Source organism: Brevundimonas sp. Br13, from assembly GCF_055391505.1.
Map to the genome: position 1 here is coordinate 1,608,242 of NZ_AP044008.1, position 22,858 is coordinate 1,631,099.

The 22,858-nt window shown below is 68.7% G+C and carries 31 protein-coding genes; 16 read left to right on the forward strand and 15 right to left on the reverse strand.

Annotated elements, in window-relative coordinates; genetic code table 11:
- Positions 1 to 4 precede the first annotated feature (4 nt).
- Entirely contained in the window at positions 5 to 1,171 is a 1,167-nt protein-coding gene (locus ACZ5M6_RS07850; RefSeq protein WP_201462387.1) for an acyltransferase family protein, read from the forward strand.
- Here the strand turns inward: ACZ5M6_RS07850 and ACZ5M6_RS07855 are convergent.
- The 5 genes from ACZ5M6_RS07855 to ACZ5M6_RS07875 all read right to left on the reverse strand — a co-directional run bounded on the left by ACZ5M6_RS07855 (position 1,136) and on the right by ACZ5M6_RS07875 (position 3,551).
- Positions 1,136 to 1,603 (reverse strand): DUF411 domain-containing protein, encoded by a 468-nt coding sequence (locus ACZ5M6_RS07855; protein WP_201462388.1) that lies wholly within the window; start codon positions 1,601 to 1,603, stop codon positions 1,136 to 1,138. The genes ACZ5M6_RS07850 and ACZ5M6_RS07855 overlap by 36 nt on opposite strands.
- Positions 1,604 to 1,633: 30 nt before the next feature.
- Complete coding sequence (locus ACZ5M6_RS07860) at positions 1,634 to 1,864, reverse strand: hypothetical protein (protein WP_054765671.1); 231 nt, start codon at positions 1,862 to 1,864, stop codon at positions 1,634 to 1,636.
- Positions 1,865 to 1,936: 72 nt separating this feature from the next.
- Entirely contained in the window at positions 1,937 to 2,137 is a 201-nt protein-coding gene (locus ACZ5M6_RS07865; RefSeq protein WP_201462389.1) for a hypothetical protein, read from the reverse strand.
- Positions 2,138 to 2,422: 285 nt separating this feature from the next.
- On the reverse strand, positions 2,423 to 3,265 hold the full coding sequence (dmeF, locus tag ACZ5M6_RS07870; protein ID WP_201462390.1) for a CDF family Co(II)/Ni(II) efflux transporter DmeF: 843 nt from the start codon (positions 3,263 to 3,265) through the stop codon (positions 2,423 to 2,425).
- 10 nt (positions 3,266 to 3,275) lie between these two features.
- Positions 3,276 to 3,551, reverse strand: a complete 276-nt coding sequence (locus ACZ5M6_RS07875) for a metal/formaldehyde-sensitive transcriptional repressor (RefSeq protein WP_464160079.1) — start codon at positions 3,549 to 3,551, stop codon at positions 3,276 to 3,278.
- Between the two features lie 223 nt (positions 3,552 to 3,774).
- Here ACZ5M6_RS07875 and ACZ5M6_RS07880 point away from each other — a divergent pair, with 223 nt between their 5' ends.
- The gene (locus ACZ5M6_RS07880) at positions 3,775 to 4,338 is read left to right on the forward strand and encodes a manganese efflux pump MntP (protein ID WP_054766931.1); all 564 of its coding nucleotides are present in this window, start codon (positions 3,775 to 3,777) and stop codon (positions 4,336 to 4,338) included.
- 43 nt (positions 4,339 to 4,381) lie between these two features.
- Here ACZ5M6_RS07880 and ACZ5M6_RS07885 read toward each other — a convergent pair whose 3' ends face one another.
- Positions 4,382 to 4,789 carry a MerR family transcriptional regulator gene (locus tag ACZ5M6_RS07885; RefSeq protein WP_054765686.1) on the reverse strand — a complete coding sequence of 136 codons (408 nt, stop codon included), beginning with the start codon at positions 4,787 to 4,789 and terminating at the stop codon, positions 4,382 to 4,384.
- Positions 4,790 to 4,851: 62 nt separating this feature from the next.
- Between ACZ5M6_RS07885 and ACZ5M6_RS07890 the strand changes: the two genes are divergently transcribed.
- From ACZ5M6_RS07890 to ACZ5M6_RS07910, 5 genes are read left to right on the forward strand one after another with little or no spacing between them, the layout of a single operon-like run.
- Positions 4,852 to 5,238 carry an MFS transporter permease gene (locus tag ACZ5M6_RS07890; protein WP_066624881.1) on the forward strand — a complete coding sequence of 129 codons (387 nt, stop codon included), beginning with the start codon at positions 4,852 to 4,854 and terminating at the stop codon, positions 5,236 to 5,238.
- A complete protein-coding gene (locus ACZ5M6_RS07895) occupies positions 5,235 to 5,453 on the forward strand; it encodes a GDCCVxC domain-containing (seleno)protein (protein WP_054765688.1) in 219 nt (72 codons plus the stop codon). The genes ACZ5M6_RS07890 and ACZ5M6_RS07895 overlap by 4 nt, the downstream gene beginning before the upstream one ends.
- A 34-nt stretch (positions 5,454 to 5,487) precedes the next feature.
- Positions 5,488 to 5,847 carry a bleomycin resistance protein gene (locus tag ACZ5M6_RS07900; protein ID WP_054765689.1) on the forward strand — a complete coding sequence of 120 codons (360 nt, stop codon included), beginning with the start codon at positions 5,488 to 5,490 and terminating at the stop codon, positions 5,845 to 5,847.
- Between the two features lie 46 nt (positions 5,848 to 5,893).
- The gene (locus ACZ5M6_RS07905) at positions 5,894 to 6,814 is read left to right on the forward strand and encodes a HEPN domain-containing protein (protein ID WP_066625035.1); all 921 of its coding nucleotides are present in this window, start codon (positions 5,894 to 5,896) and stop codon (positions 6,812 to 6,814) included.
- Between the two features lie 16 nt (positions 6,815 to 6,830).
- Complete coding sequence (locus ACZ5M6_RS07910) at positions 6,831 to 7,919, forward strand: hypothetical protein (protein ID WP_201462391.1); 1,089 nt, start codon at positions 6,831 to 6,833, stop codon at positions 7,917 to 7,919.
- Between the two features lie 29 nt (positions 7,920 to 7,948).
- Here ACZ5M6_RS07910 and ACZ5M6_RS07915 read toward each other — a convergent pair whose 3' ends face one another.
- Both ACZ5M6_RS07915 and ACZ5M6_RS07920 read right to left on the reverse strand, forming a co-directional pair.
- Positions 7,949 to 8,185 (reverse strand): DUF2188 domain-containing protein, encoded by a 237-nt coding sequence (locus tag ACZ5M6_RS07915; protein WP_054765692.1) that lies wholly within the window; start codon positions 8,183 to 8,185, stop codon positions 7,949 to 7,951.
- Positions 8,186 to 8,254: 69 nt separating this feature from the next.
- Positions 8,255 to 9,601 (reverse strand): dihydrolipoyl dehydrogenase family protein, encoded by a 1,347-nt coding sequence (locus ACZ5M6_RS07920; RefSeq protein WP_184272810.1) that lies wholly within the window; start codon positions 9,599 to 9,601, stop codon positions 8,255 to 8,257.
- Positions 9,602 to 10,525: 924 nt separating this feature from the next.
- Here ACZ5M6_RS07920 and ACZ5M6_RS07925 point away from each other — a divergent pair.
- The 9 genes from ACZ5M6_RS07925 to ACZ5M6_RS07965 all read left to right on the forward strand — a co-directional run bounded on the left by ACZ5M6_RS07925 (position 10,526) and on the right by ACZ5M6_RS07965 (position 16,667).
- On the forward strand, positions 10,526 to 10,822 hold the full coding sequence (locus ACZ5M6_RS07925; RefSeq protein ID WP_054765695.1) for a DUF736 domain-containing protein: 297 nt from the start codon (positions 10,526 to 10,528) through the stop codon (positions 10,820 to 10,822).
- A gap of 68 nt (positions 10,823 to 10,890) precedes the next feature.
- Complete coding sequence (locus ACZ5M6_RS07930) at positions 10,891 to 11,781, forward strand: ArdC family protein (protein WP_201462392.1); 891 nt, start codon at positions 10,891 to 10,893, stop codon at positions 11,779 to 11,781.
- Between the two features lie 79 nt (positions 11,782 to 11,860).
- Positions 11,861 to 12,214, forward strand: coding sequence for a hypothetical protein (locus tag ACZ5M6_RS07935; protein WP_201462393.1), 354 nt, complete (start codon positions 11,861 to 11,863; stop codon positions 12,212 to 12,214).
- A 49-nt stretch (positions 12,215 to 12,263) separates the two neighbouring features.
- Positions 12,264 to 12,410 carry a hypothetical protein gene (locus tag ACZ5M6_RS07940; protein ID WP_169802110.1) on the forward strand — a complete coding sequence of 49 codons (147 nt, stop codon included), beginning with the start codon at positions 12,264 to 12,266 and terminating at the stop codon, positions 12,408 to 12,410.
- A 227-nt stretch (positions 12,411 to 12,637) separates the two neighbouring features.
- Positions 12,638 to 13,159 (forward strand): MobC family plasmid mobilization relaxosome protein, encoded by a 522-nt coding sequence (locus ACZ5M6_RS07945; RefSeq protein WP_201462394.1) that lies wholly within the window; start codon positions 12,638 to 12,640, stop codon positions 13,157 to 13,159.
- A complete protein-coding gene (locus tag ACZ5M6_RS07950) occupies positions 13,156 to 14,148 on the forward strand; it encodes a relaxase/mobilization nuclease domain-containing protein (protein ID WP_112862604.1) in 993 nt (330 codons plus the stop codon). The genes ACZ5M6_RS07945 and ACZ5M6_RS07950 overlap by 4 nt, the downstream gene beginning before the upstream one ends.
- A gap of 71 nt (positions 14,149 to 14,219) precedes the next feature.
- Complete coding sequence (locus tag ACZ5M6_RS07955) at positions 14,220 to 14,813, forward strand: DUF6088 family protein (protein ID WP_201462395.1); 594 nt, start codon at positions 14,220 to 14,222, stop codon at positions 14,811 to 14,813.
- Positions 14,806 to 15,822: a nucleotidyl transferase AbiEii/AbiGii toxin family protein gene (locus ACZ5M6_RS07960; protein ID WP_112862337.1), complete on the forward strand. Its 1,017-nt coding sequence runs from the start codon at positions 14,806 to 14,808 to the stop codon at positions 15,820 to 15,822. Before ACZ5M6_RS07955 ends, ACZ5M6_RS07960 begins: the two co-directional genes overlap by 8 nt.
- Positions 15,819 to 16,667, forward strand: a complete 849-nt coding sequence (locus ACZ5M6_RS07965; protein ID WP_201462396.1) for a hypothetical protein — start codon at positions 15,819 to 15,821, stop codon at positions 16,665 to 16,667. The genes ACZ5M6_RS07960 and ACZ5M6_RS07965 overlap by 4 nt, the downstream gene beginning before the upstream one ends.
- Positions 16,668 to 16,676: 9 nt before the next feature.
- Here the strand turns inward: ACZ5M6_RS07965 and ACZ5M6_RS07970 are convergent, their stop codons facing one another.
- The 7 genes from ACZ5M6_RS07970 to ACZ5M6_RS08000 are packed head-to-tail and all read right to left on the reverse strand — an operon-like array spanning position 16,677 to position 22,858.
- Entirely contained in the window at positions 16,677 to 17,261 is a 585-nt protein-coding gene (locus ACZ5M6_RS07970) for an LPD7 domain-containing protein (protein ID WP_201462397.1), read from the reverse strand.
- Complete coding sequence (locus ACZ5M6_RS07975) at positions 17,258 to 19,078, reverse strand: type IV secretory system conjugative DNA transfer family protein (protein WP_201462398.1); 1,821 nt, start codon at positions 19,076 to 19,078, stop codon at positions 17,258 to 17,260. The genes ACZ5M6_RS07970 and ACZ5M6_RS07975 overlap by 4 nt, the downstream gene beginning before the upstream one ends.
- On the reverse strand, positions 19,044 to 20,051 hold the full coding sequence (virB11, locus tag ACZ5M6_RS07980) for a P-type DNA transfer ATPase VirB11 (protein ID WP_054765301.1): 1,008 nt from the start codon (positions 20,049 to 20,051) through the stop codon (positions 19,044 to 19,046). The genes ACZ5M6_RS07975 and virB11 overlap by 35 nt, the downstream gene beginning before the upstream one ends.
- On the reverse strand, positions 20,051 to 21,166 hold the full coding sequence (gene virB10 / locus ACZ5M6_RS07985) for a type IV secretion system protein VirB10 (RefSeq protein ID WP_197273290.1): 1,116 nt from the start codon (positions 21,164 to 21,166) through the stop codon (positions 20,051 to 20,053). Before virB10 ends, virB11 begins: the two co-directional genes overlap by 1 nt.
- On the reverse strand, positions 21,163 to 21,990 hold the full coding sequence (locus tag ACZ5M6_RS07990; protein ID WP_201462399.1) for a TrbG/VirB9 family P-type conjugative transfer protein: 828 nt from the start codon (positions 21,988 to 21,990) through the stop codon (positions 21,163 to 21,165). The genes virB10 and ACZ5M6_RS07990 overlap by 4 nt, the downstream gene beginning before the upstream one ends.
- Positions 21,987 to 22,670, reverse strand: a complete 684-nt coding sequence (locus ACZ5M6_RS07995; RefSeq protein WP_201462400.1) for a VirB8 family type IV secretion system protein — start codon at positions 22,668 to 22,670, stop codon at positions 21,987 to 21,989. Before ACZ5M6_RS07995 ends, ACZ5M6_RS07990 begins: the two co-directional genes overlap by 4 nt.
- Positions 22,667 to 22,858, reverse strand: a complete 192-nt coding sequence (locus tag ACZ5M6_RS08000) for a hypothetical protein (RefSeq protein WP_201462401.1) — start codon at positions 22,856 to 22,858, stop codon at positions 22,667 to 22,669. Before ACZ5M6_RS08000 ends, ACZ5M6_RS07995 begins: the two co-directional genes overlap by 4 nt.

Below are 22,858 nucleotides of genomic sequence, written 5' to 3' on the forward strand. Positions count from 1 at the left end.
GCCCATGGTCCGCAGCGACGCCGCGCCGATGAAGTCCCGCCCACCGCGCATCGCCCGCGGCGGCTGGCTCGACGCGCTCCGCTTCATCGTCGGGGCGCTGATCATCCTCTACCATTTCCGCGAGGCCTCGCCGGTCCCGCTGCCCCAGCTGCATCCGGTGTTCGACCGCGGCTATCTGCTCACCGACTTCTTCATCATCGACTCCGGTTACGTCCTGGCGCGCATCTACGGCGACCGGCTCGCCGCCGGTCAGGCGTCGCTGCGCGCCTATGCGCGCCAGCGGCTGCTGCGGGTCATTCCGGCCCACCTCGTCGTCAGCCTTATCCTCGTCGTCCTCGTCGGCGGCGCGGCTCTGGCGGGGATCGCGCCCAGCAACCCGCGCTGGTTCGACTGGTCGCAGCTGCCGGCCCAGGTGCTGCTGCTCCAGGCCTGGGGCGTGCCGGGCGGGCAGGGGTGGAACGCCCCGACCTGGACGCTCTCGGCCCTGATTGCCTGCTACCTCCTGCTGCCCTGGATCTGCCGGGCCCTGTGGCGCTGGCCGCCGATCGCCGTGGTGATCGGCGCGACGCTGCTGGTCGTCGGCGCCGACCTCGCGGCCTCGGTGTGGCTCGGCGATCCGATCTACCGCCTGCCGATGCGCTACGGCGTCCTGCGCGCCTTGCCGCTGTTCCTGCTCGGGGTCGCGGCGGCCTTCTACGGTTCACGCGTCTATGTCGCATCCCGTCTGGCCGGCGCGATCGGGGTCGGCGCCGCCATCGCGCTTGTCATCCTTCAGGCCTTCGGCGCCTTCAGCCTGTTGTCGCTGGGCCTGATGACCGTGATCATCTGGGCCGCCGGGGCCGTATCGGTGCGCAGGCCGTCACGCCTGATCGAACATCTGGCCCTGATGTCGTTCTCGATGTTCCTGACCAATGAGGTCACCCGTATCGTTTGGTTCGGCCTGCTCGACGCCCTGGGCCAGGACGCCCTGTCGTCGGGGGTTCGCTGGGCGCTGTGGTCGATCGGTTTCATCGGCGCCTTCGCGGCCGCGGCGGTGTTCCGCTATGGCTTCGACCGGCCGGTGCAGAGCTGGCTCAACCCGTCGCGCGTCAGGCTGGCGGCTGCGGACAGGAACGCACCCGCGACGCCTCGGGCGTCAGGCGCCGTTGTGGCGGCCGAACACGCGGGTTGAACCATCGTTGAGGATCAGGACGGTCGTATAGGGTTCGCGCCCGGCGGCTTCCATGCCCGGCGAGCCAGCCGGCATGCCGGGGGCGCTCAGCGCCCGGGCGGCGGGGCGTTCGCTGAGCAGCCGGTCGACGTCGCCGGCCGGAACATGGCCCTCGATCGCATAGGGGCCGACGACCGCCGTGTGGCAGGAGGCCAGCCGGTCCGGAACGCCATGTTGCGCCCGGGTCGGCGCGAGATCTTCGCGCTCGACGACCTCGACGGTCCAGCCGGCCTGGCGCATGTGGGCGATCCAGCCGCCGCAGCAGCCGCACCAGGGCGTCTTGTAGGCGGTCATCCGCTTCGGCGGCGCGGCGAGGGCCGGGGCGGCTAAGGCGGCGAGGGACAGGCCGCTCAGGATGGACCGGCGGTCAAGGATGGTCGGAGAACGGTTCATGGCGGTCCTGGGTGACGATGACGCCGCGGCTTAGCCGGGCGTGTGACCTGCGTGCCCGCCGCTCTGCGGCGTTTCGGGAGCGGGCGCCGGAGCCGGGGCGGGTGCGTCCGGAGCCGGGGCCGGAGCGTTCATCTCGTCGCAGCACTCCATGGCGGCGCCGGGGGCCATGTCCTTGCAGCAGGCGCAGGCCTCCGCCGCGAGCACCGCGCCGGCGCTGAGGGCGAGGAAGGCGGCCGCCGCGGCGGCGATCTTGAGGGTCATCGCGGGTCTCCTTGAAATCGAGCCGCCTTGATCGGCCCGCGGGCGTCCGCCGTCAATGGGCGACCCCTGCGGTCAGGTGTCCACCCGTTCGACCGCGACCCAGCGTCCGCCGCGCTTCTCGACCACGAAGCGGGCGGACGTTTCCTCGAAGGCCGGCACGTCGCCGTCCAGGAACCAGATCCACGCGCGCGACCGGCTGCCCGGGCGCACGAAATAGGCGCGGCTGGAGCCGGCGTCCTGCCATTCGATGGTGACGGTCTTGCGGAGGGGCATGGCAAGAACAAAAGCAGAACACGAAGCGGGGTCAAGCCGGCTTCGCGCGCCCGCCGTCGTCATCCACAGGCGCACGCCGGGACGCCGCCCAGAAGGCTAAGGGCTCCGCCCTCGCGCGGGTCAGGGTGAAGCGGCTGCGCCGCCGGACCGGCCGGTCTCCCCGACCTTCCGCGCGGTCATGCTGTTCATTTTCATCATCGTCGTCGGCTTGTGCAGGCCGGGCGATCCCCCTCCGGCCGGTCCGCCCTGGCCCTTGCTACCCCGGTCTCGCCGACGGGCAGGGTTTCAGGCGCGCAGTTCGCGTGCCTGCAACCCTTGCCCGTCGCCCGGCCCCTCGACGAATTCGCGGACCTCGGCCTCGATGGCGGTGTCCGTTGTGTCGAGCAGCACCGCGGCGGTGTCGCGCATCAGGGACCACGACCACCGGGCGATGACGATCGCGCCGACGATGCCCATCAGCGGGTCTAGCCAGACCCATCCCATATAGCGGCCCGCAAGCAGGGCGATGATCGCCAGCACCGAGGTCAGGGCGTCGGCCAGCACATGGATGTAGGCGGCGCGCAGGTTGTTGTCGCGATGGCCGCCATGACCGTGCTGGTGATCATGGTCGTCGTGATGATCGTGGTCGTGGTGATGGCCATGCCCGTGGCCATGACGACCGTGGTGGTGCCCCCCGCCGGACAGAAGGACGGCGCTGACCAGATTGACCACGAGACCCAGGATGGCGACCAGCGTCGCCTGGCCGAAGGCGACCGAGCGCGGATCGATCAGGCGGCCGATGGACTCTCCCGCGATCCCGAGCGCCACGATGCCCAGAACCAGCGCCGAGGCGAACCCCGCCAGGTCCCCGACCTTGCCGGTCCCGAAGCTGAAGCGCCGGTTGGCGGCATGCCGCTTGGCGTAGGCGTAGGCGCCGGCCGCAACGGCCAGGGCGCCGGCGTGGGTCGCCATGTGAAAGCCGTCGGCCAGCAGGGCCATCGAGCCGTAGACCAGGCCGGCGATGATCTCCCCGACCATCATGACGGCCGTCAGGCCGACCACCCACAGCGTTCGCCGTGCGCTGTCGTCGTGCGAACGGCTGAGGAAATAGTGGTCGTGGGTCAGATAGTCGGTCTCGGACGCGGACATGGCGCGGGCCTTACTTTGAATAGCGGCGAATGATGGCGATCAACTCGTCGGCGCCGCCCTGCCGGGCGTCCTCGCTCAGATCGGGATGAGCGACGTGGTGGCGCAGATGGTCTTCAATCAACTCTTCCAGAAGCCCGCCCATGGTGCCCCGCGCGGCCGCGACCTGCTGCAGGATTTGCGAACACCCGGCTTCAGACTCGATGGCGCGCTCTATTGCGCTGAGCTGACCCGAGATCCTCCGGACCCGCGCGACGAGCTTCTTCTTGTTCGTGGAGGTATGCGCCATGGATACTCCCCTATAGTATCTTGCACCGGCGCGCGACACCTCCTATGAGGCCGCTTCCTGTTGGGGAGTAGCTTCCGGCGTCTGATCGCCGGGGTCGGATCAACACACTCGCGTTTCGGCGCGCGGTCCGACCAGCGGAACCGCCGCCTAGCGAGACCAGCGCGTCCCACCGCCGCACCGGCCGGGGAGGGAAGCGCTGTTCGTTGCCGGGTGGATGCTCGTCATGACTCCTGTCGCCATCGCCGTTCTGTCTCTCAGCATGTCTACCGACGCCTTCGCCGCCGCCGTTGGGCGTGGTGCTTTGCATCGACCGAACCTGGCCGGCGCCGTGAAGGCAGGCCTGGTATTCGGGTGTATCGAGGCCATCACCCCGGTGATTGGCTGGGGGCTCGGCATGGTCGCTGCAGGCCTCGTCGAACGCGTGGATCATTGGATCGCCTTCGGCCTCCTCGCCGCTGTTGGCGGCAAGATGATCTGGGAAGCGACCCGTCCCCTGGCTGAGGATGCCCCACGCCGGTCCGGACCTTGGGCGCTGATCGCCATGGCGGTCGGGACCAGCATCGACGCGGCGGCTGTTGGCGTCGGCCTGGCCTTCATCGGAGCCAATATCTGGGTTATCGCGGCCTCAATCGGCGTCACGACCTTCCTGCTGACCACGATCGGCATGCTGATTGGCCGGGCCGTCGGCCAGCGTTTTGGCAAGATCGCCGAGCTTCTGGGAGGGCTCGCGCTTGTCGCGCTCGGTCTGATGATCCTGCTTGAGCACCTCGGCGTCATCGGCGCGTGATTGCCAGGACCCTACCGGCTCGACAGGGTGCGCAGGTCATCACCTATGCGATCGATCCGAGTTCTGCGATCACCGGACACCGAACCCGCCCGCCTTCGCTGCAGTCCGCGACGGCCTGCTTAAGCACCGTCCGGAGCCGCTCCAGATCCGCGATTTTGGCGTCCACGCTGGCGATGTGGTCCTGGGCCATGTCGCGGACTTCGCAGCAGGCCTGGACGCCCGGCTCACTCAACGCGATCAGCCGCCGAATGGCGTCGATGCCGAATCCCAGTTCGCGGGACCGGCGGATGAAGCGCAGGCGTTGGGCGTGTTCCGGCTCATAGCTCCTGTGTCCGCCCTCGGTGCGGGCCGGGGCGGGCATCAGGCCGATCCGCTCGTAGTAGCGCACCGTTTCCAAGTTCACCCCGGCGCTCTCTGCGAGGCGCCCGATCGTCAAACTTCGTGCGGACATGGCTCTTGATCCCGTAGCGGCTACGGGTTGTAGCCTGTAGCAGAAATCGAACGGGAGGCCCCATGGCCATCGATCAAGACCGGCCCAACATTCCTGAGGTCGCCGTCAGCGCCTCGGCCGCCATCGGCGGTGTGGCCTCGGTGTTCGCCTGGGCCGCGTGCTGTGTACTGCCTCTGGCTCTCTCGGTGGCGGGCGTGTCCTTCGCCGGCGCCGCGGTCATCGCGGGCGCGCGAACCTGGCTGACGCTTCTGGCCGCCGTCATCTTGGCCGCCGGCTGGCTGCTGCATTGGCGTCGCCTGCGGATGTGTCGGAAGGACGCATCCTGCCGCCGGCCCTCGCGTCTGGCGTTCTGGCTGCTGGTGATCGCCAGCCTGCTGATCGTCCTGTCCCTGGCCTGGCAGCCCTACATCGAACCATGGGCCATGCCGCGACTGGCGGCCATGCGATGAGCCCCGCCATCGTTCTGGAATCGACGCTGACCTGCCCGCACTGCGGTCACGTCGCGACCGAGACCATGCCCACCGACGCCTGCATCTGGTTTTACGATTGCCTCGGTTGCGGCGTGAAGCTGAAGCCTCAACCCGGCGATTGCTGCGTGTTCTGCTCCTATGCCGACGTGCCGTGTCCGCCGATCCAGGTGGATGGAAAGGGCTGTTGCGGCTAGGCTTAGGCGGCACTGCTGCATTCCGGAGTTCGCCGTGACCGATCACGCCACGCCCAACCTGCCGTCGCGGGATTTCGAAGCTACGTCCCAGTTCTACACTCGACTGGGCTTCCAGCAGGGCTGGCGCGACGAAGGGTGGATGATCCTGAAACGGGGCGGGCTGACGCTTGAGTTCTTCCCGCACCCGGAACTTGATCCGCTGACCAGCAACTTCAGCTGTTGCCTGCGGCTTGACGATCTCGACGCGTTCTACGCCGTGTGCCTTGGCACCGGACTGCCGGAGACGTGCTGGGGCCAACCCCGATTGCACGCGCCCAAGATCGAGGAGTCGGGCATGCGGATCGGCGCGCTCATCGACCCGGACGGAACCCTGATCCGCCTGATCCAGAACTGAGGCTTCGCGCCTTGCCCCGATGCACGCGTTGCGCGAGACTCGCGTCATGAAGACTTCGATCGATCATCTGCCGCCGCGCAAGCAGGTGGAACTGCGCCGGGTGGTCGAGGTGATCCGCGAGTCGTTCGCCGAAACCGTCTCGACCCGTCGGGCCGAGCGGCTGAAGAACGGCAAGATCCTCAAGATCATCCTCTACGGATCGTATGCGCGCGGCGATTGGGTCCATGATCCGGTCGGACGCTACTTCTCGGATTTCGATCTGTTGATCGTTGTCGATCATGAGGATCTGACCGACGGCGAGTTCTGGCATGACGCCGAGAACAAGCTGATGCCGGGCGAGACCCTGATCCGCACGCCGGTGAGCCTTATCGTGCACAGTCTGGAAGACGTGAACGAGCAGTTGGACCGTGGGCGATACTTCTGGGCCGACATCGTGCGTGAGGGCATCGTTCTCTTCGACACGCCCGGCGCCAAGCTGCGCAAGCCGGCTGACCTGAAAGCTCAGGTTGCCCTTAAGGAAGCGGAGGAGTTCTTCGGAGATTGGACGCAGAGTTCGGCCAGCTTTGCTCGTGGCGCGAAATTCTATATGGGCGAGGGCGCTGATCCTAAGCTCGCCGCGTTCAACCTTCATCAATCGGCTGAACACCTCTACCACTGCGTTTTGCTGGTTGTGACGCTCTACAGCGGCAAGGCGCACAACCTCGCCTTCCTGCGCAAGAAGTGCGAGGCGATCGACGCCCGCCTGGCCGAGGCCTGGCCGCGCGAGACCAAGTTCGAGCGCCGCTGCTTCGAGCTGCTGCGCGAGGCCTATGTGAAGGCTCGTTACTCCAAGCACTACAAGATCAGCGTCGAGGAACTGACCTGGTTGACCCAGCGGGTTGAGGTGCTGCGCGCGCTGGCGACGACTGTGTGCGAGGAACGGCTGGCCCATCTGCGCGAAGCGGCGAGCGATGACCCTTCCGCGTGATTTGATCCCGCCCAGCATGCGCGCGACGCTGGACGCCGCAAGACGGATGGCCGATCCCTTTGAGGACGTCCGCCGACAGCACGATATGCTGCGGGCCAGCGGCGTGCTCGGCATCGCCGAGCGCATGAAGCTGGAGACCCCGCTGGCCTTGGCCGCGATGGGTCGTAACCCGTTCATGGACCGGATGCAGGGCGTCGGCGCCCTGATGAGGGCTCAGACCGACGCGGACCGCGTCTATCGCGCCGCGTTTCCGAATGGCCTGATCGAGCAGGCCGAGCGGATCGCGCAACTGTCCGCCGGCTTCGCCTTGCCGGATGGTCTCGAGCGCTTCAGGACGCCGACGGACAGTTTCGTCGATCGCATCCTCCGACTGTCGGACAGTGGTCTTGGCGCGAGCGCCCTGGCAATCGGGCGACCCGCCCAGATCGAGGCCTTCGCGCGGGCCTCGGCGATGGCCGACATGTTCGCCGAGAGCGACCGGCTGACGCGGGGAGTGCGAGAGGCGGTCGGCGCCTTCTCCATCACGGAGATGCCGCAGTTCGCCAATCTGGCCGGTTATCGCAGTTTCCTCGACGCGGCGGGACTGCGGCTTGCGCACTGGCCGAGACGGCGTCTCCTGACGATGGCGGAGAAGCGCCGTCGCCTGAAGGCCCGCCTTCAGGCCAACTCGGCCCCGCCGCATGTGAAGCGCGCCAAGACTCTGGTTCACCGCTACGAACTGACCTTGAGGGAAATTCTAGATGCCGTGATGGCCGAGACCTACGGTGAGGACTGGGCGGACGAGCGCCTGCCGCTGTGCGACTGCAAGGATTTGCTGGGGAAGTGGAAGAAGCGGGGAGGCGAGGTTTTCGACCATGCCGACTACACCCACTACGCGCGGATCATGAGCCATCCGGAGCATTTCCAGGCGATCTTCGAGGCTGGTTTCGACGACCCAGAGGCGGTGTTCGATCTTCTGAAGCAGGCCGGGAAGCTGCGCGCGGCGTCGCACCATGCGCACCTGTTCACGCCCGAAGATCTGAAGGCGCTCCGCCTGACCTGGAACCAGATCGAAACAGGCTTGATCGCGCTCACTCCGGATTTCGAACTCGAGTGGACGGGTTAAAAGGCGACGAGGTCGGAATCGCCGTCCTCTTAGTGGAGCACTTCCCCGCCGACCGGATCGACCTGACGCAACTGGCCGGCCGCGTCCTGGACAAAGACTTCCACTTGCTCGCCCTTGTCGATCAGCGTCGTCGCCTTCACGAGCGCGGACTCTATGGCGTCGACGCTGAAGTCGAAATGCCCTGAGGGTCGGCCATCGCGAAGCACCCGCCAGTCGCCGTCGCCCCGGATCACCGTGAACTGGATGGTGTCGGACTGCCTCTCCAAGGGATCCCTCCTTCGCTCCAATCCGCGATGCGGATGGCGCCATGAACCTACCGCGACACCGCTTGAGCGTCATAGCATGTAGCCCACATCCGATGCGCCCGTCGGATAGGCGAACATCGTGGTCTTGAGGTCATCCGCAGTCAGTCCATGGCGGATCGCCAAAGCGAAAATATTGATGACCTCGTCCACGTTCGGGCCCACGAGGTGGGCGCCCAACACCCGTTCCGTCCCTTCCTCGACCAAGACCTTGAAGCCGAAGGTGGGTTCGGCCGCTGCGCGTGCTGTGAACCAGTCGGAGGCCTTCTGATTTTTGACTCGGTAGAGCAGACCCTGATCCTTAGCCTCCCTCTCCGTCAGCCCGACCGCCGCGATAGGCGGGATTGTGAAGGCCACGCTCGGGACGCCGCGATAGTTCGGCCTTTCGGAGTTACCGTTCAAAATGTTGGCCGCCACGACCTTGGCGTCGTGGCTGGACACGGGGGTCAGCGGCGGACCGACCTGGGCTGCGTCGCCCGCGGCATAGACGGCTGGATTGGAAACGCTCTGCAGAAATTCGTTGAGCTTCAGGCGGCCTCCTTCATGCTCGACCCCGGCGGCGTCAAGGCCGAGATCGTCGATCGCAGGTCCTCGTCCGGCGGCGTGAATGACCAGATCAGCATGGACATCGACGGCTTTCCCCTTCGTCTGGGCGTGAACCCGAAAGCCTGCGCGCGTCTGCTCGACCGCCTGGACTGTCGTTTCGAGGCGCACGTCAACGCCGAGTTGGCGAAAGCTTTCCATGAGCCAACCGACCACGTCCGGGTCGAACTGGGGAAGCAATCGCTCGCCACGCTGGAGGATTACGACTTCGGCGCCAGCCCGCGCGGCGATGTGGGAGAACTCGGCCGCGATATAGCCTCCGCCGACCAGCACAATGCGCTTTGGCATGTCACCCAGCTCGAGGAAGCCCTCGTTGGTGACCAGATGCTCTTCCCCCGGGATGCCGAGTTTCCTGGGTTCGGCTCCGGCGGCGATGAGCAGGTTCGAAAACTCCAGCGTTTCCTCGCCCACCTCAAGGCTGTTGCGGCCGGTGAGGCGCGCCCGTCCATGAAAAGTGTCGATGCCTCTTTCAGAGTACCGCTCTTGGTGCTTTTGGGGAACGGGATCGGTGAAACCCCGCTTGAAGGCCATGAGGTCGGCCCAAGCAATTCGGGCGTCGCCGGCGACACCCCTGCCTCGCATCCGCCATGTATGATCGACGGCGTTGGCCCCGCTGATCAGCATTTTTTTTGGATCGCAGCCCCGGAGCGCGCACGTGCCTCCAAAGGGACGAAAATCGACAACCGCGACGCTGCGACCAGCAGCGCGAACCCGCATGGCTCCGACCATGGCGGCGGTCCCGGTCCCGATCACCACAAGATCATAATGTTTGGTCATCGATGTATGCTCCGCGCTCGCTCTGTAGCGGCTACCTTGGGACGGACGAGGCGGTACAGTGCCTCGGTCACCACCGCGTTGACGGCGCCAAAGAGAAGGTGCCCGGCGACCCCTCTAGCCTGGGTGAGCAGGGGGTTGTCTCGATTGGGAGCACTGTAGCCGAACACAGGCGTCAGACCTTCGTCGATCATCAAGAGCATGGTCGCTCCAGCACTTCCTCTTCCCGTACTTTCGGCGGCTTGATCTGGTAGAGCGCCGTCTGCGCCCTCTCGGTTACCCTCGTGGCCACGAGACCGGCGATGACGCCGAGGGCTGTCTCCGCAGCCAGCGATTTTGATGGAGTTGCGCATTGTTCTGACTCCCGATGAGCACGCTCCGGCCGCCTCATCCGGCTGGCTTACGACACCGCGACTGTCCCTCGAACGGAACGCTCGGAAGGGGAACGAAGCTGGAGTTGCTTCAGGTTCCCTTCATAGCAGGAGACACTTCAGATTCATGCCAGGCGTGGCCGCGCCCGTCGCCATGCCGCGCGTCAGCTGCGACGACGCGGAAGCGGTGAATCCTGGGCACGTCTTTGGTGGCGGAGCGGATGCACCGGCATTGGCGGCACGATCCCTACGAGCGCCGCGATTGGCCGCATGGTTCAAGCGGCGGTGACCAGCCGTCTCTCCTGCGACGCGCCAAGCCTTGCGCGGCCTCTCAATGGCCTGATCTGACCGAAGCCCGTCCGGCTTCCGCAACCGTTCGCGCGACTTTCTTCCCCGGCCTGACGGCCTTCCTCGCGAGGCAAGAAAGTCGCGCTCCCGGTCCTCCGCTGCGCTGCGGGGCTCCCTGTGCTCGCCTGCGGGCCGCCCGGCCTCCGGTCCGCCGATCGCCATCGAGGCCGCGGCAGGCGTGGCCCGAGATCAGCAAGGAGAGACTTCCATGGCCACCATCGGTTCCTTCACCCAGCAAGCGGACGGCAGCTACAGCGGTTCGATCAAGACCCTGACCCTCAACGTCAAGGCGGCCCAACTCCGGGCCAATGACAAGACCGACGACAAGGCTCCTGATTTCCGCATCTTCTCCGGCCAGACCGAGTTCGGCGCGGCCTGGAAGAAAACGAGCCAGCAGAACCGCGACTACCTGTCGGTCAAGCTCGACGATCCCAGCTTCCCGGCCCCGATCTACGCCTCGCTGGTCGAGATCGATGGCGGACACAGCCTGATCTGGTCCCGCTGAGCGAGCCGCGGCGGCGCTGACGACAGCGCCGCCGCCCCTTCTTCAAATCCCGTCTTGAGGAGGCCGCCATGTCGCGCCCCAACGAACCCTCACGTCCCGACCTCTACACCCGCATCACCCACCAGATCGTCGCCCAGCTCGAAGCCGGCGTCCGGCCCTGGAGCCAGCCCTGGGCCGCATCCGAAAGCGTCAGCCGACCCCTCCGGCACGACGGCACGCCTTACCGCGGCGTCAACGTCGTCCTGCTGTGGGGCGAGGCCGCCGCCCGAGGCTTTCAGTCCTCCACCTGGATGACCTTCCGGCAGGCGCTGGCCCTGGGCGCTCATGTCCGCAAGGGCGAAAAGGGTTCCACCGTCGTCTACGCCGACCAGCTGGTCCGCATCGACGATGACGACGCCGGGGAGGAGACGACCCGACGCATTCCGTTCCTGAAGGCCTACACGGTCTTCAACGTCGAACAGATCGAGGGTCTCCCGGCCTCGTCCGCCCCGGCGCCCGCGCCGGTCCTGAACCTCGGTCAACGGATCGCCCGGGCCGAGACGTTCCTCGCCGCGACGGGCGCCGACGTCCGTCATGGCGGCGGCTGCGCCTTCTATGCGCCGGGACCGGACTTCGTGCAGATGCCGGTGTTCGAAAGCTTCCGCGATCCGGAAGCCTACTACGCGACGCTGGGCCACGAGCTGACGCACTGGACCAGGCACCCCGCTCGGCTCGACCGCGACTTCGGACGCCGCCGGCATGGAGACGCCGGCTACGCCCGGGAAGAACTGGTGGCCGAAATCGGCGCCGCCTTCCTCTGCGCCGACCTGGGGCTGGCTCTCGAGCCGCGCGAGGATCACGCCGCCTATGTCGCCTCATGGCTCGAGGTGCTGCGCGACGACAAGCGATTCATCTTCTCAGCCGCCGCCCACGCCCAGCGCGCCGTGGACTTTCTTCATGCGGCCGGCGAGGGCGGCTGACGCCGGGGACGTAAAAGATGCAGGGGCGCGCGCCGGTCATGGCTGGCGCGCGCGTCACCTGCGCTGTAACCTTGGGGTCTTGCTGGACGTATTGAGCTTGATGATCGGACGTCGAACAACTGCGGCCTGGGCGCCGGCCATTCTGGCCGTGTTCGCCCTGCTGTTCGCGTCGAGCCCGGTCACGGCCTGGGAGACTCCGGCCGCGGCCATGTCGATGCCGATGGCGCCCGCCGACGGCTCCAGTCCGGATGCCCCCTGCGATCCCGTGAAGATGAGCTCCGCTCGGCTGTGCGCCGTGCTCTGCCATGGCCTGGTTCCGACGCCCGCCGCGGCCGTCCCGGTAGCGGCCTCCGCCGATGTGCACGATCGTTTACCGGCCGACGCCCTCGCGGGGGTGGAGCCGGAAGCGGAGGACCCGCCCCCTCGAACCTGATCTCCACCGACGATCCTTTTCTCAGAAAACCGATCCATGGAGATCAACAATGAAACGTGCTTTTTCGCTCGCGGCCCTCGTGCTGCTGACCTCGGCCTCGGCTGCCTTCGCGGCCGCGCCCGACTCGGTGGTCAAGGCCGCCGCCTCCTGCTGCGAGCTTCTCGCGGCCTGCTGTAACGGCGGACCCTGCTGCTGATCCGCTGACGGAGGACGCCCGCGCGAAAGCGCGGGCGTCTGCCTCCGAGGCCGCTTCCCTCCTCATGATCCGTCCGGCTGGGGCGTCCGACAGGACGGCGGGCGAGCGGCCGTGCAGCGGTCGCCGAGGGGAGGACGTGCAGCACCGGAGGCCTACGGGGCGAGGGGGGTGACGGTCAAGGGCAGGATAGGCTTTGCGCCGGCAACGTCTGACAGACCCACCTCCCGATGGACCGCCTCACCCTTCGCGTCTCGCCCGATCTGATCCGCCGGTTCGACGCCGCGGCGGCGGGGCAGGGCGGGCGCTCGCGCTTGCTTCGCCGGCTCATGGAGGGGGCTGCGCAGGCGTCCTTTCCGGCGCCGCCGGAGGCGGTCAGCGCGCCCAGGTCGGGCAAGCTGACCCTGCGCCTCGGCGAGACCGACCTGCGTCTCCTGGAGGCCGAGGCCGCCGCCGTCGGGCTGTCGCGAACCCAATGGAGTGTCGCGCTCATCCGGCGGCGGTTGCGGGATCGTCCGCAGTTCAGCCGTCCCGAGGCCTTGGCGCTGATCGAGGTGCGGCGCGAGCTGCGGCGCATCGGCGTGAACATCAACCAGATCGCCCGCGCCCTGAACACGGCGGTGATGGAGGGGCAGGTGCTCGATCTGGAGATGGCCCAGCTCGGCGCCTTTCAGGTTGAGATCGCGGCCTGGGTGGAAGCGCTCGGCGAGGCCTTTGACGGCAACCTGTCCTATTGGGCCGGGCGGCCGTGAGCGACTTCCGCTCGCCGCGCGGGTTCGAGGAAGCCTTGCGGCCGCCGGTCGATCCGCGCCGCGCGCGGATCACGCCCGCGGTGCTTCGGCCGTCTCGGAACAGAGGGCAGGAGTCGGCCGCCCGCTTCATCCGGGTCCTGCGCCGGGCGCCGGAGGTGATGGTCAAGGTGACCGGCCGTACCCGGGACGGCGGCCACCTGAAGGCGCACCTCGACTACATCAGCCGCAATGGCGCCCTGACTCTGGAAGGGCCGGACGGGGAGCGGCTGGACGGGCGCGCTGAGGTGCATGCGCTCGCCCGCGACTGGGCCGAGGAGTTCGCGATGGAACCGGGACGCAGGCGTGACGCCTCGGTCTCCCTGTCGATCGTGCTCAGCATGCCGGCGGGGACGGATGCGGTGCGTCTGCACGACGCCGCCCGGGCCTTCGCGGCCGAGACCTTCAGCGAGCGCTTCCCCTATGTCTTCGCCCTGCACGACGAGGGACGGCACCCGCACGTGCATCTGACGGTGCGCCGGCTGGGACGCGAGGGCGAGCGGCTGAATCCGCGCAAGGCCGACCTGCAGATCTGGCGCGAGGGCTTCGCCCGGGCGCTGCGCGACCGGTCCATCGAGGCGGAGGCCACCCCGCGGCGGACGCGCGGCGTGACCCGAAAGGCGGAGCGGACGCCGATCCGCAAGATGCGGGAGCGGTTCGTGGCGGGGAAGGGCGATCTGCCCGAGACGCTCGCCGCCGCCTACCGCGACGCGCTCCGGGGCGACGGCGGGGAGGGGCCGTGGCTGGAGGCAATTCAGGCGCGTGAACTGGCGATGCGGCGCGCTCTGGTCGCGGAAGCGGTTCGACTGGGTCGGTCCGATCGGCTGGCGGATCGCACCCTGGCCCTGGTGGTGGAGCGGTTCGTGCGGGACCGGCCCGGGCCGAAGACGCGCGACCAGGCCTTGAGGGACGCAGGCGTCGATCGCTCGACCGGGCGAGAGCGAAGCCGATGAAGCGGCGCGACTCCACGGGCCCGGTTGCGAAGTGTCAGAAACAGAACTATATTTCTGACACGGAGACGATCATGCAGGTGCTCGCTGAACAGATCATGGAGCGCGCCCAGGCCTTGCCGGAGGGCGCGCCGGTCGCCGCCAAGGGGCTGCTCCATCTGGGCAGCCGCGCGGCGGTGGATCAGGCCCTGTCGCGCCTCGTGCGACGGGGGCGGCTCGTGCGCGCCGGGCGCGGCGTCTACATGCGTCCGCTGGAAAGCCGCTTCGGATCGCGGACGCCTTCGGTGGAAACGGTCGTGCGCGCGGTGAGCGAGCAGCGTGGCGAGGTCGTCGCCTCCAATGGGGCGGCGGCCGCCAACGCCCTGGGCCTGACCACCCAGGTGCCGATCCGCATGGTCTATCTGACCAACGGCAAGAGCCGGCTCCTCAACGTTGGCAAGCAGACGGTGGAGTTCAAACATGCGCCGGCATGGCAGCTGCTCCTGGCCGATCGTCCGGCCGGCGAAGCAGTTCGCGCCCTGGCCTGGCTGGGGCCGGAGAAGGCCGCGACGGCGCTGGAGGCCCTGAAACGAAAGCTGGGACCCGCCGCCTTCGGCGAACTGGTGTCCGTCGGACCGCGTCTGCCCACCTGGCTGGCGCGGTCGGTCAGCCAGGCGGCCCATGTCTGAAATCTTCCTGCAGCTTTCGGCCGAGGACCGCGCTGAAGCCCTCGCGGCGGCGGCGTCGGACTCCGGCCGGCCCGCCCATCTGCTCGAGAAGGACGTCTGGGTCGTCTGGGCCCTGAACGCGCTGTTCGAGTCGCCCTTGGGCGAAGGCCTGGTCTTCAAGGGCGGGACATCCCTGTCCAAGGCCTACGACGTCATCCAGCGGTTCTCGGAAGACATCGATCTGACCTGGGACATCCGTCGCCTGCTTCCCGATCTGGCCGATGCGCCTGAAGACCCCGTGCCGCAGACTCGCGCCGAGGAGCGGCGCTGGTCCCGGGACGTTCAGCGGCTGTTGCCGCTCTGGGTAGAGGGCGAGGTGCGGCCGCTTCTGGAGGCCCGGATCGCCGCAGACGGCGTCGGCGCCACGGTGCGGATCGAAGGCGCCAAGGCCTTCGTCGACTATGCGCCGACCAGCACTGGCACCGGCTATGTCTCGCCCAGCGTGATGCTCGAGTTCGGCGCGCGGGCGACCGGCGAGCCGAGCGCGCCGCGACCCGTGGTCTGCGATGCGGCGGCCCATCTGCAAGGCGTCGTCTTCCCGACCGCCACGCCGCGGGTGATGGCGGCCGAGCGGACGTTCTGGGAGAAGGCCACCGCCGCCCACGTCTATTGCGCGCAGGGACGACTCCGGGGCGATCGCTTCTCTCGCCACTGGCACGATCTGTCCCGACTGGACGCGGCCGGCTTCGCCGAGACCGCGATCGCGGATCGGGCGGTCGCCGAGGCGGTCGCGCGCCACAAGGCGATGTTCTTCCGCGAGACCGCCGACGGCGCGGAGATCGACTATGGACAGGCGGTCACGGGCGGGCTGCGTCTGAAGCCTGAAGGCGCCTCGCTGGAGGCCCTCGGGGATGACTACCGCCGGATGGTCGAGGACGGCCTGCTGGAGGCGGACGCCGAGCCATTCGAGAAGCTCATGGAGACGTGTGCGGCGCTCGCGGACCGCGCCAACGCCGCGGCGACGGGTTGACCCCGCGCTACGCCCCGATCGAGCAGGAAGCGATCCTGCTCAAGGCGGTCTGGGACATGATCGACGACATGGTCAATCTGGAGATCTTCGAGTACCCGATGACCTCCCGCCCGACCAATTTGGTGTTCAAGTCGGGAACCCACAAACGGGTCTTCGCCATCCTGCTGGCGGATTTCCTGGCCCAGCCCCGGCCGTCTGCGCTGCCCTTCGCCTTCGCCCCGTCGACCGCAGGCGCGCGCGAAACTGATCGAACCTATCTGTTCTATCTGGACGCCATCGGCCGTCAGCCGACGCTGGGCGCCGACGCCTCCGGTCTGGCGGCTTCCGCCTCGGCCTTCGCGGACTGGCTGAACGCGGAGTGCGTCTGTCCCAAGGTCTGGCTTCCCGGACTCGACCTGTCGGTGGACCTGCGCGTCTCCCGCATCTGGCTGCTCAAGGTCGTCGGCGACGCCAACAAGCACAACTTCTCCCGGCTCGATGCCCGGGTGAAGCAGATCAGGGCGATGCTCGCGCGGCACGGCCATGAGGTCGATGAGGGGATGGTCTATCGGTCGGTGCCGGACTTCCAGCAGTGGTTCTACACCGACGTCTTCTCCTATCACGCCAGCACCATCGGCGAGTTCCTGGACCAGATCCGCCGGGCCCTGTTCGCCTACCTCTCGCCGGAGTTCGCCCGGGCCTGGCGACGTGGCGACCGGTTCGAGGGCGATTACAGCTTCGATATTCCGGCGGACATCCGCGATCCGCTGGCGCTGGGCATGTATTGGGACCTGATGAACCGGATGAGGGACGGCGTCGGATTCCCGGCCTTCACCGTGTCGCCGTATCTGAAGAACACTTTCTAGGCGCGACCGCTAGCGCCGCCGCTCGCGGTCGCGCGTCGTGTCCCGTTCCGTCGGACGCGCGCGGCCGGCGCGCGCCCAGGCGGCCTCCAGCAGCTTGGTCTGGATGGCGGGATCGGGGATGAGACGGGCCACCACCACGGCCGCGCGGGCGAGCCGCTCGGCGAGCGGATCCTGGAGGGCCTTCTGGGAGGAAGCCCGGTCGATTCCGGCCGCCTGGCGATCGCGGTCCCTGGGCCGATGGCCGTGGACCTCCAGACCCAGGCTCTGGGCCTGGATCCAGACCTCGCGCCGGAAGGCGGGGTCGCCAGAGACCTGTATCCGCTCCCAGCCGCGGTGCCGCGCGATCTTGAGCATGTCGATGACGGCGTCGGGATAGGCCTGGGTCGAGGTGAGCGATCCACCCCGGTCGCGGAACATCGGCGCGGGCGCACGATGATCCCGGAAGAACCGCTCCGCCCGGCCCCTGAGATCGCGCTCGACCAGATAGCGGTCGAGCACCGCGTCCGGCACGTCGCCCTTGGCGGTGGAGCGGGCGGGTGCGCCGGGCGCGGGCCGCAGGCGGTTGACCGCCGGAGCGGGCTCTGACGGGGTCATGGCTCGCGCTCCGGCGGGGTGGCGTCGACGACGCGGTCGAGCCAGGCCGCCACATCGGTTTCATCCGCGTCGGGCGGGGGCGGAGGAAGGCCTTCGGCGGCGAAGGCGCGGGCGATGACGTCGAAATCCATGGGATCCTCCTCGAGAGCGGGCGGGACGACCGGCGCTTCGACCGTCGGCCCGGGCGTGGGAGCGGGACGCAGACGGCGCTGGAAAATCCGGTCGCGCCAGTAGGCGATCTTGCGGCCGCGAACAGGCGGAAGACCGGCCTTCAGGACGATCAGGGCGGTCTGCGGAAGCTGCATGAGCTCCTGGGGCAGCATCAGCGCCCGGCGCTGGTCGGACACGGTCGTACTGCGTCGGCCGCGCGCGAGGCCGGCCGGCCGGCTGCGGCTTCGCCCGTCCGTCGTATAATAGCCCAGCCGTTCGCTGAGCTCCCGGGCGATCCTCAGTTCCTTGGGCGCGAAGACGATCTCGATGCCGCAATTGGTCATCACATCCTCGGCCAGATCGGGTCCGTAGAGCGCCCGGAGCTGGGAGGGACTCTGAAGCACGGCCAGCAGACGCAGCCCGTAGCCCGCCACCCAGGCGAAGGCGTGGGCCAGCACCGGCGCCGGGCCGAGGCGAGCGAATTCGTCGAGCATGACGAGGGTGGGACGGTCGGCGGGGGCCGGAAGGCTGCGGCTGTTGAGATCGACCAGCTGCTGGAAGAGCAGGGCGTAGAGTGGCTGTATCCTCAGCATGTTGTCCGGCGTGGCCCCCAGATAGAGGGAGAGCCGCCCGCGGCGCAGATCGCGCAGGTCGAAATCCGAGACCGAGGTGGCGGCGTCGATCCGGGGGTTGAGCCACAGGCCCATCCGGGTGGTGATCGACTGACGCACGGAGGCGAAGGTGTTCTCGCTGGAGCTGGTGAAGTCCGTCAGGGCGGCGACGACGGGCCCCGGAAGAGGGCGTCCCTCCCGCGCGCGCGCCGCAACGATGCGGGGCAGACGGGCGCGGGCGTCGCCGGCGGTGAGCTGGCGGAAGATCTCGCCGAGGGTGAAGGGGCGATCGGGCGTGGCGGCGACATAGCCGCCGACGCCGATGAAGCCGGTGCGCGACGCCTCCGCCCAGAAGGGATCGGCCCTGTCATGGGCTGGAAACAGCATCGCCGCCATGCGCTGGAGTTCGTCCAGCACCTGGATCGGGTCCGAACGGTCGATGTGATCCAGCGGGTTGAAGCGGGCGGTGCGGCCGTCCGGCGCCAGCGGATCGAATAGATGGACCGTCTGGCCGGCCTCGGCCCGATAGCCGGCGGTGGCGAGATAGTTCTCACGTTTGATGTCCAGCACCACGATCGAGTCCGGCCAGGCGAGCAGGTTCGGAATGACCACGCCGACGCCCTTGCCGGTGCGCGTCGGGGCGTAGAGCATCACATGCTCCGGGCCGTCGGCGATCAGGAACCTCCCGTCCGCCCGGCCCAGGACCACGCCGCAGCGCGATCTGAGACCGGCGCGGCTCTGTTCGGCCGCCGACGCCCATCGGGCGGCGCCGTGCAGAGGGCGTCTCTGGCGGAGCAGGACAGCGACGATGAGGATCCCGCCGACCAGACCCGCGCATGACAGGCCCACGGTCAGCCAGCGTCGCACCTCGGGATCGTGACGGTAGTACCAGAGCCAGCCGGGGACGCGCGTCGGGTCGATGTCGCCGGAGAACCGACCCAGGCCGATGAGGGCGATGGTCACGGTGAGGACGCCCAGGACCACGGCGGCGCCGAGAGCCGCGGTGGCGATCAGCGCCGCCCTAGTCGCCGGGCTGGCGCTTGCGAACCGGGTCATGCCAGACCTCCGTCACACGGAACCGGCCGTCGACCTTCTTCATCTGGACGACGACATCGACGAGCAGGTGCAACAGGGCGCGGATATCCTCGCGCGGCAGATCGCGCCCGCCTTCGGACTCCCGCACTAGCAAGGTCAGTTGCTCGAAGGCGAGGGCGGCCGAATCCGCGTGCACGGTGGTGATCGAACCGGGATGCCCCGAGTTGACGTTGCGCAGGTAGAAGAACGCCGTGCCGTCGCGAAGCTCCTGAAGCAGGATGCGGTCCGGCCGCATGCGCAGGGCGCTTTCCAGAAGCTGTTTGGGGCCGATCCGGGCCAGACCCTGGCCGTCCTTGGAATAGACCAGATGGACGACGTTGCGGTGGGGCGTCACGAACTCGCGGGTGTCCTCGATCGTCAGCAGACGCTCATGATCGGGGATGAGGGCGATCAGACCCTTGGCCAGGGTGGTCTTGCCCGAGCCGGTAGCGCCCGAGATCAGGATGTTGCGGCGAGCGGTGACGGCCAGGGTGAGGAAGCCCGGCCAATCTCCGACCTCGCGCAGGCGCGTCAGCTCGGCATCGACGGGATCGGCGGTCTCGGCGCGGGCGTCGGCGACCTGGTCGAACAGGCCGGCCGCCGCGAACTCGGCCAGGCCCAGGCGTCGCCGCGACGGCTTTCTCAGGGTCAGGGACAGGCCGCCGTCGGCGACCGCGGGCGGCAACACGATCTGGCAACGGATGTCGCCGGGCAGGGTGGTCGAGCAGATTGGCTGTTCGGGGCTGACGTCCTGTCGGGTGTAGGCGGCGGCCGCGATCGCGAGCGTGCGCAGCCAGGCTTCGGTCAGCTCCGGCGTCTCGGCCCAGCGCCAGACGCCGTCGGCTTCGACCCCGACCTCGCCGGGACGGTTGACGACGACCTCCGTCACCGTCTCCGGCTCCAGAAAGGGGCGCAGCGGCGCGAGGTAGTGATCGAGGACGGAGGTGTCGTCCATCACCGGGATCGCAGCCGATAGACGCCGGCGAAGTCCAGATCCTGGGCGACGAAGATCGATACCTCCGCGCCCTGGCCCTTTCGCAGCGTCGGCGGGATATCGACCGAGCCCTGCAGGGCGACCCCGGCCGCGTCGGACGGGAGGCGGGCGGTCGCGCCGCCGTCGTCGCGGCCCACGGCGGCGTAGACGCCGTCGTCGACGATCGACAGCAGCAGCGCGCCCCCGAACCGATCCCAGAAGCGGGTGTCGACCACGCCGTCGAAGCCGGATCGGCCGAGCGCATCGGCGGCCGGCGAGGCGAGGGCGACGGCGACTCCCGTGGGCGTCACCGCCCGGGTCCAGAGGACGAACAGACGGCGCCGGCCTTGCTGGAGGCCGCCGCGATACTCGCCGAGGACCCGGGTGCCCCGCTCCATCAGCACCACGGCGCCGTTGTCGGACCAGGCATCGCGGGACAGGACACAGGTCACATAGCCCGGAGTGGTGCTGTCCATGGCCGTCTGCAGCACGCAGGGGACGCTGGTCCCGGCGGTGATCAGCAGATTGCGGTCGGGCAGGCGGTGCGCGCGGGCCTGACCGACCGGGGTGACCTGCCTGAGCTGGTCCAGAGAGGTCTGCGGTCCCGCAGGCGCGCCGGGCGCCGGTGCCTGCGGAGGAATAGCGGAGCCGCCGCCCGCCCGGCTGTAGGCCAGCAGCGGCGCCCGCCGCGCGCTTTCAGCCAGAGCGCGTCGTTCCTCCGCTGGCGACGGACCGGAGCGGGGCGCGCCTTGAGGTCCGGCCTCGATCGGCGGAACGGAAGGCCCGTCGTCGAGCACGGGGGCCTGGGGATCGACGATCGGGTCGCTGAGCAAGGGCGCCGGGTCGCGACGCGCGGGCTCGAACGGCGCGGTCTGGCGCGGCGGGTCATCACGCGTCGTCGGGCCTTCGGCGTCGCGGTCGCCCCGATCCCAGCTCGCGATCAGGAAGACGCCGCAACCGGCGGCGAGCGCGGCGAGGGTGATCATCTTGCCGCGCGGTCCGCCAAACCGTCCGGCGATCGGCGAGACGCCGCGGTCCGCCGCCGTCGAGGCCGGGGACGGACTCTCGTCCGGAGGCGGCGCCGCGACCCCGGTCATGACGGATCTCCGAGGGGAGCCCGATCGACGACAGGCGAGGCCGTGCCCGTGCCCAGGCCCCTGCCGCGCGGATCGAAGGCGTCGTTGAACAGGCAGAGGACCGATGATCCGCGTCTCAGCCGCAGGCCGCGCGCGACTCCGTGGACGACCACCAACTCACCGCGCACGTCGTAGGGGATAAGCCGCTCCGAGCCGTCCTCGGCGACCTCGAACAGGGCCGGCAAGGCCTGAACCCCCGGAAAGCGCAGGATAGTGAAGCGGCCGTTGTCGCTGACCTCGCTCGGCTGCAGGGCCGCGTCGCCCTGTGCGGACCAGGCCAGATTGCGCGGACCCTCGAGCACGCCGCGGTCCAGTTCGAGGCCGATCAGGCGCTGTTCGACCGCCTCGGCCTGAACGGCAAGGGCGCGGGCGGTCTGGGCCTGATCGTCGGCCGGGTAGCGGAAGCGCACCTGATAGGCGAGGGCGGCGCGGTCGCCAGGGTCGCGCGCGACCAGTTCGAAGGCGTAGTGGCGGATGACGCCGGCCCGCTCGGTGACCACCAGCAGATTGGTCGCCTGATGGCGCTCGCGCGGCTTCAGGAACAACACCGACCCTTCAGCGGCCACCTCCCAGGCGACGCTGTCACCGATCGCGGCGTGGCGGATGATCTCTTCGGGCGAGAAGACGATTTGCGTCGCCGTCCGGAAGGCGCCGGCGATGCGATAGACCGCCGCCGGGTCGTAGACGATCTCCCGGATCCGCGGATCGGGGGGCGTTTGCGCCATCGACGGAGCGGCGAGGACAAGCCCGGCGATCAGCGCCAGGGCGGACAGGGGGCGTATCATCGGATGACCTCCGGGTCGGCGCGGTAGGAGGTCACCTGGAAGCCGAGAGGGTTTCTCAGCCGATCCGGCTCCGACATCGGCGCGCGCGTGTAGGTGAAGGCGATGGTGGCGATCCAGTCGCTGTCGACGGTCTGCTGGGCCTGCCGGACCGTGCGTCGGAAGCGGACATTGGCGACGCCGTCGTTGATGAAGCCGATGGCGCGGATCGCCACGATGGCCTCGCCGTCCGGACCGTAGAGATTCTGCGGACTGGCCGGGTTGGAGCCCCGGAACAGATCAGCCCAACGGCGTTGCTCGCCGGGCGCTGAAAGGATGGACACCAGCTGGAAGGCGTCTTCCGCCGCCGGGTCGAGATAGCCCTCCCGCTGACGCACATACTGTCCGAGGAAATATTTGCTGACGGCTTCCTCGTAGCGGACGGGCCCGTCCTCGGTGGAGAGGCCGCGCATGACATCGACCGCCCCGGTGGCCTGATCGACCCGGATCACGAAGGGCTCGGTCGATTTGAGCGGCGTCAGCAGGGCGACCGCTCCGGTCGAGATCGCGGCCAGACCCGTGGCAAGCGCCGCGGCGGACCAGGCCAGGCGGCGCGACCGCAGCGCCGAGGCCAGCCGGTCCTGGTCCCATCGCCGCGCCTCAATGAAATAGCGCTGCAGCTCGGAGGAGGGGACGCCGCTCATGCGCAACCTCCCGTGTCCGATGAGGCGACGGGTTCGGCGGGACGCTCGGCTCTGGGCGTCAGCACCGATCCGTGGGGATTGGCCGGTCGCCGGGCCATGCCGTCGCAGGTCGGGAGGGCGGGATCGCCGCCATGAGCGCAGGCGCCCAGAAACAACAGGGGGACGAGCAGGAAGGGACGGTAGGTCAT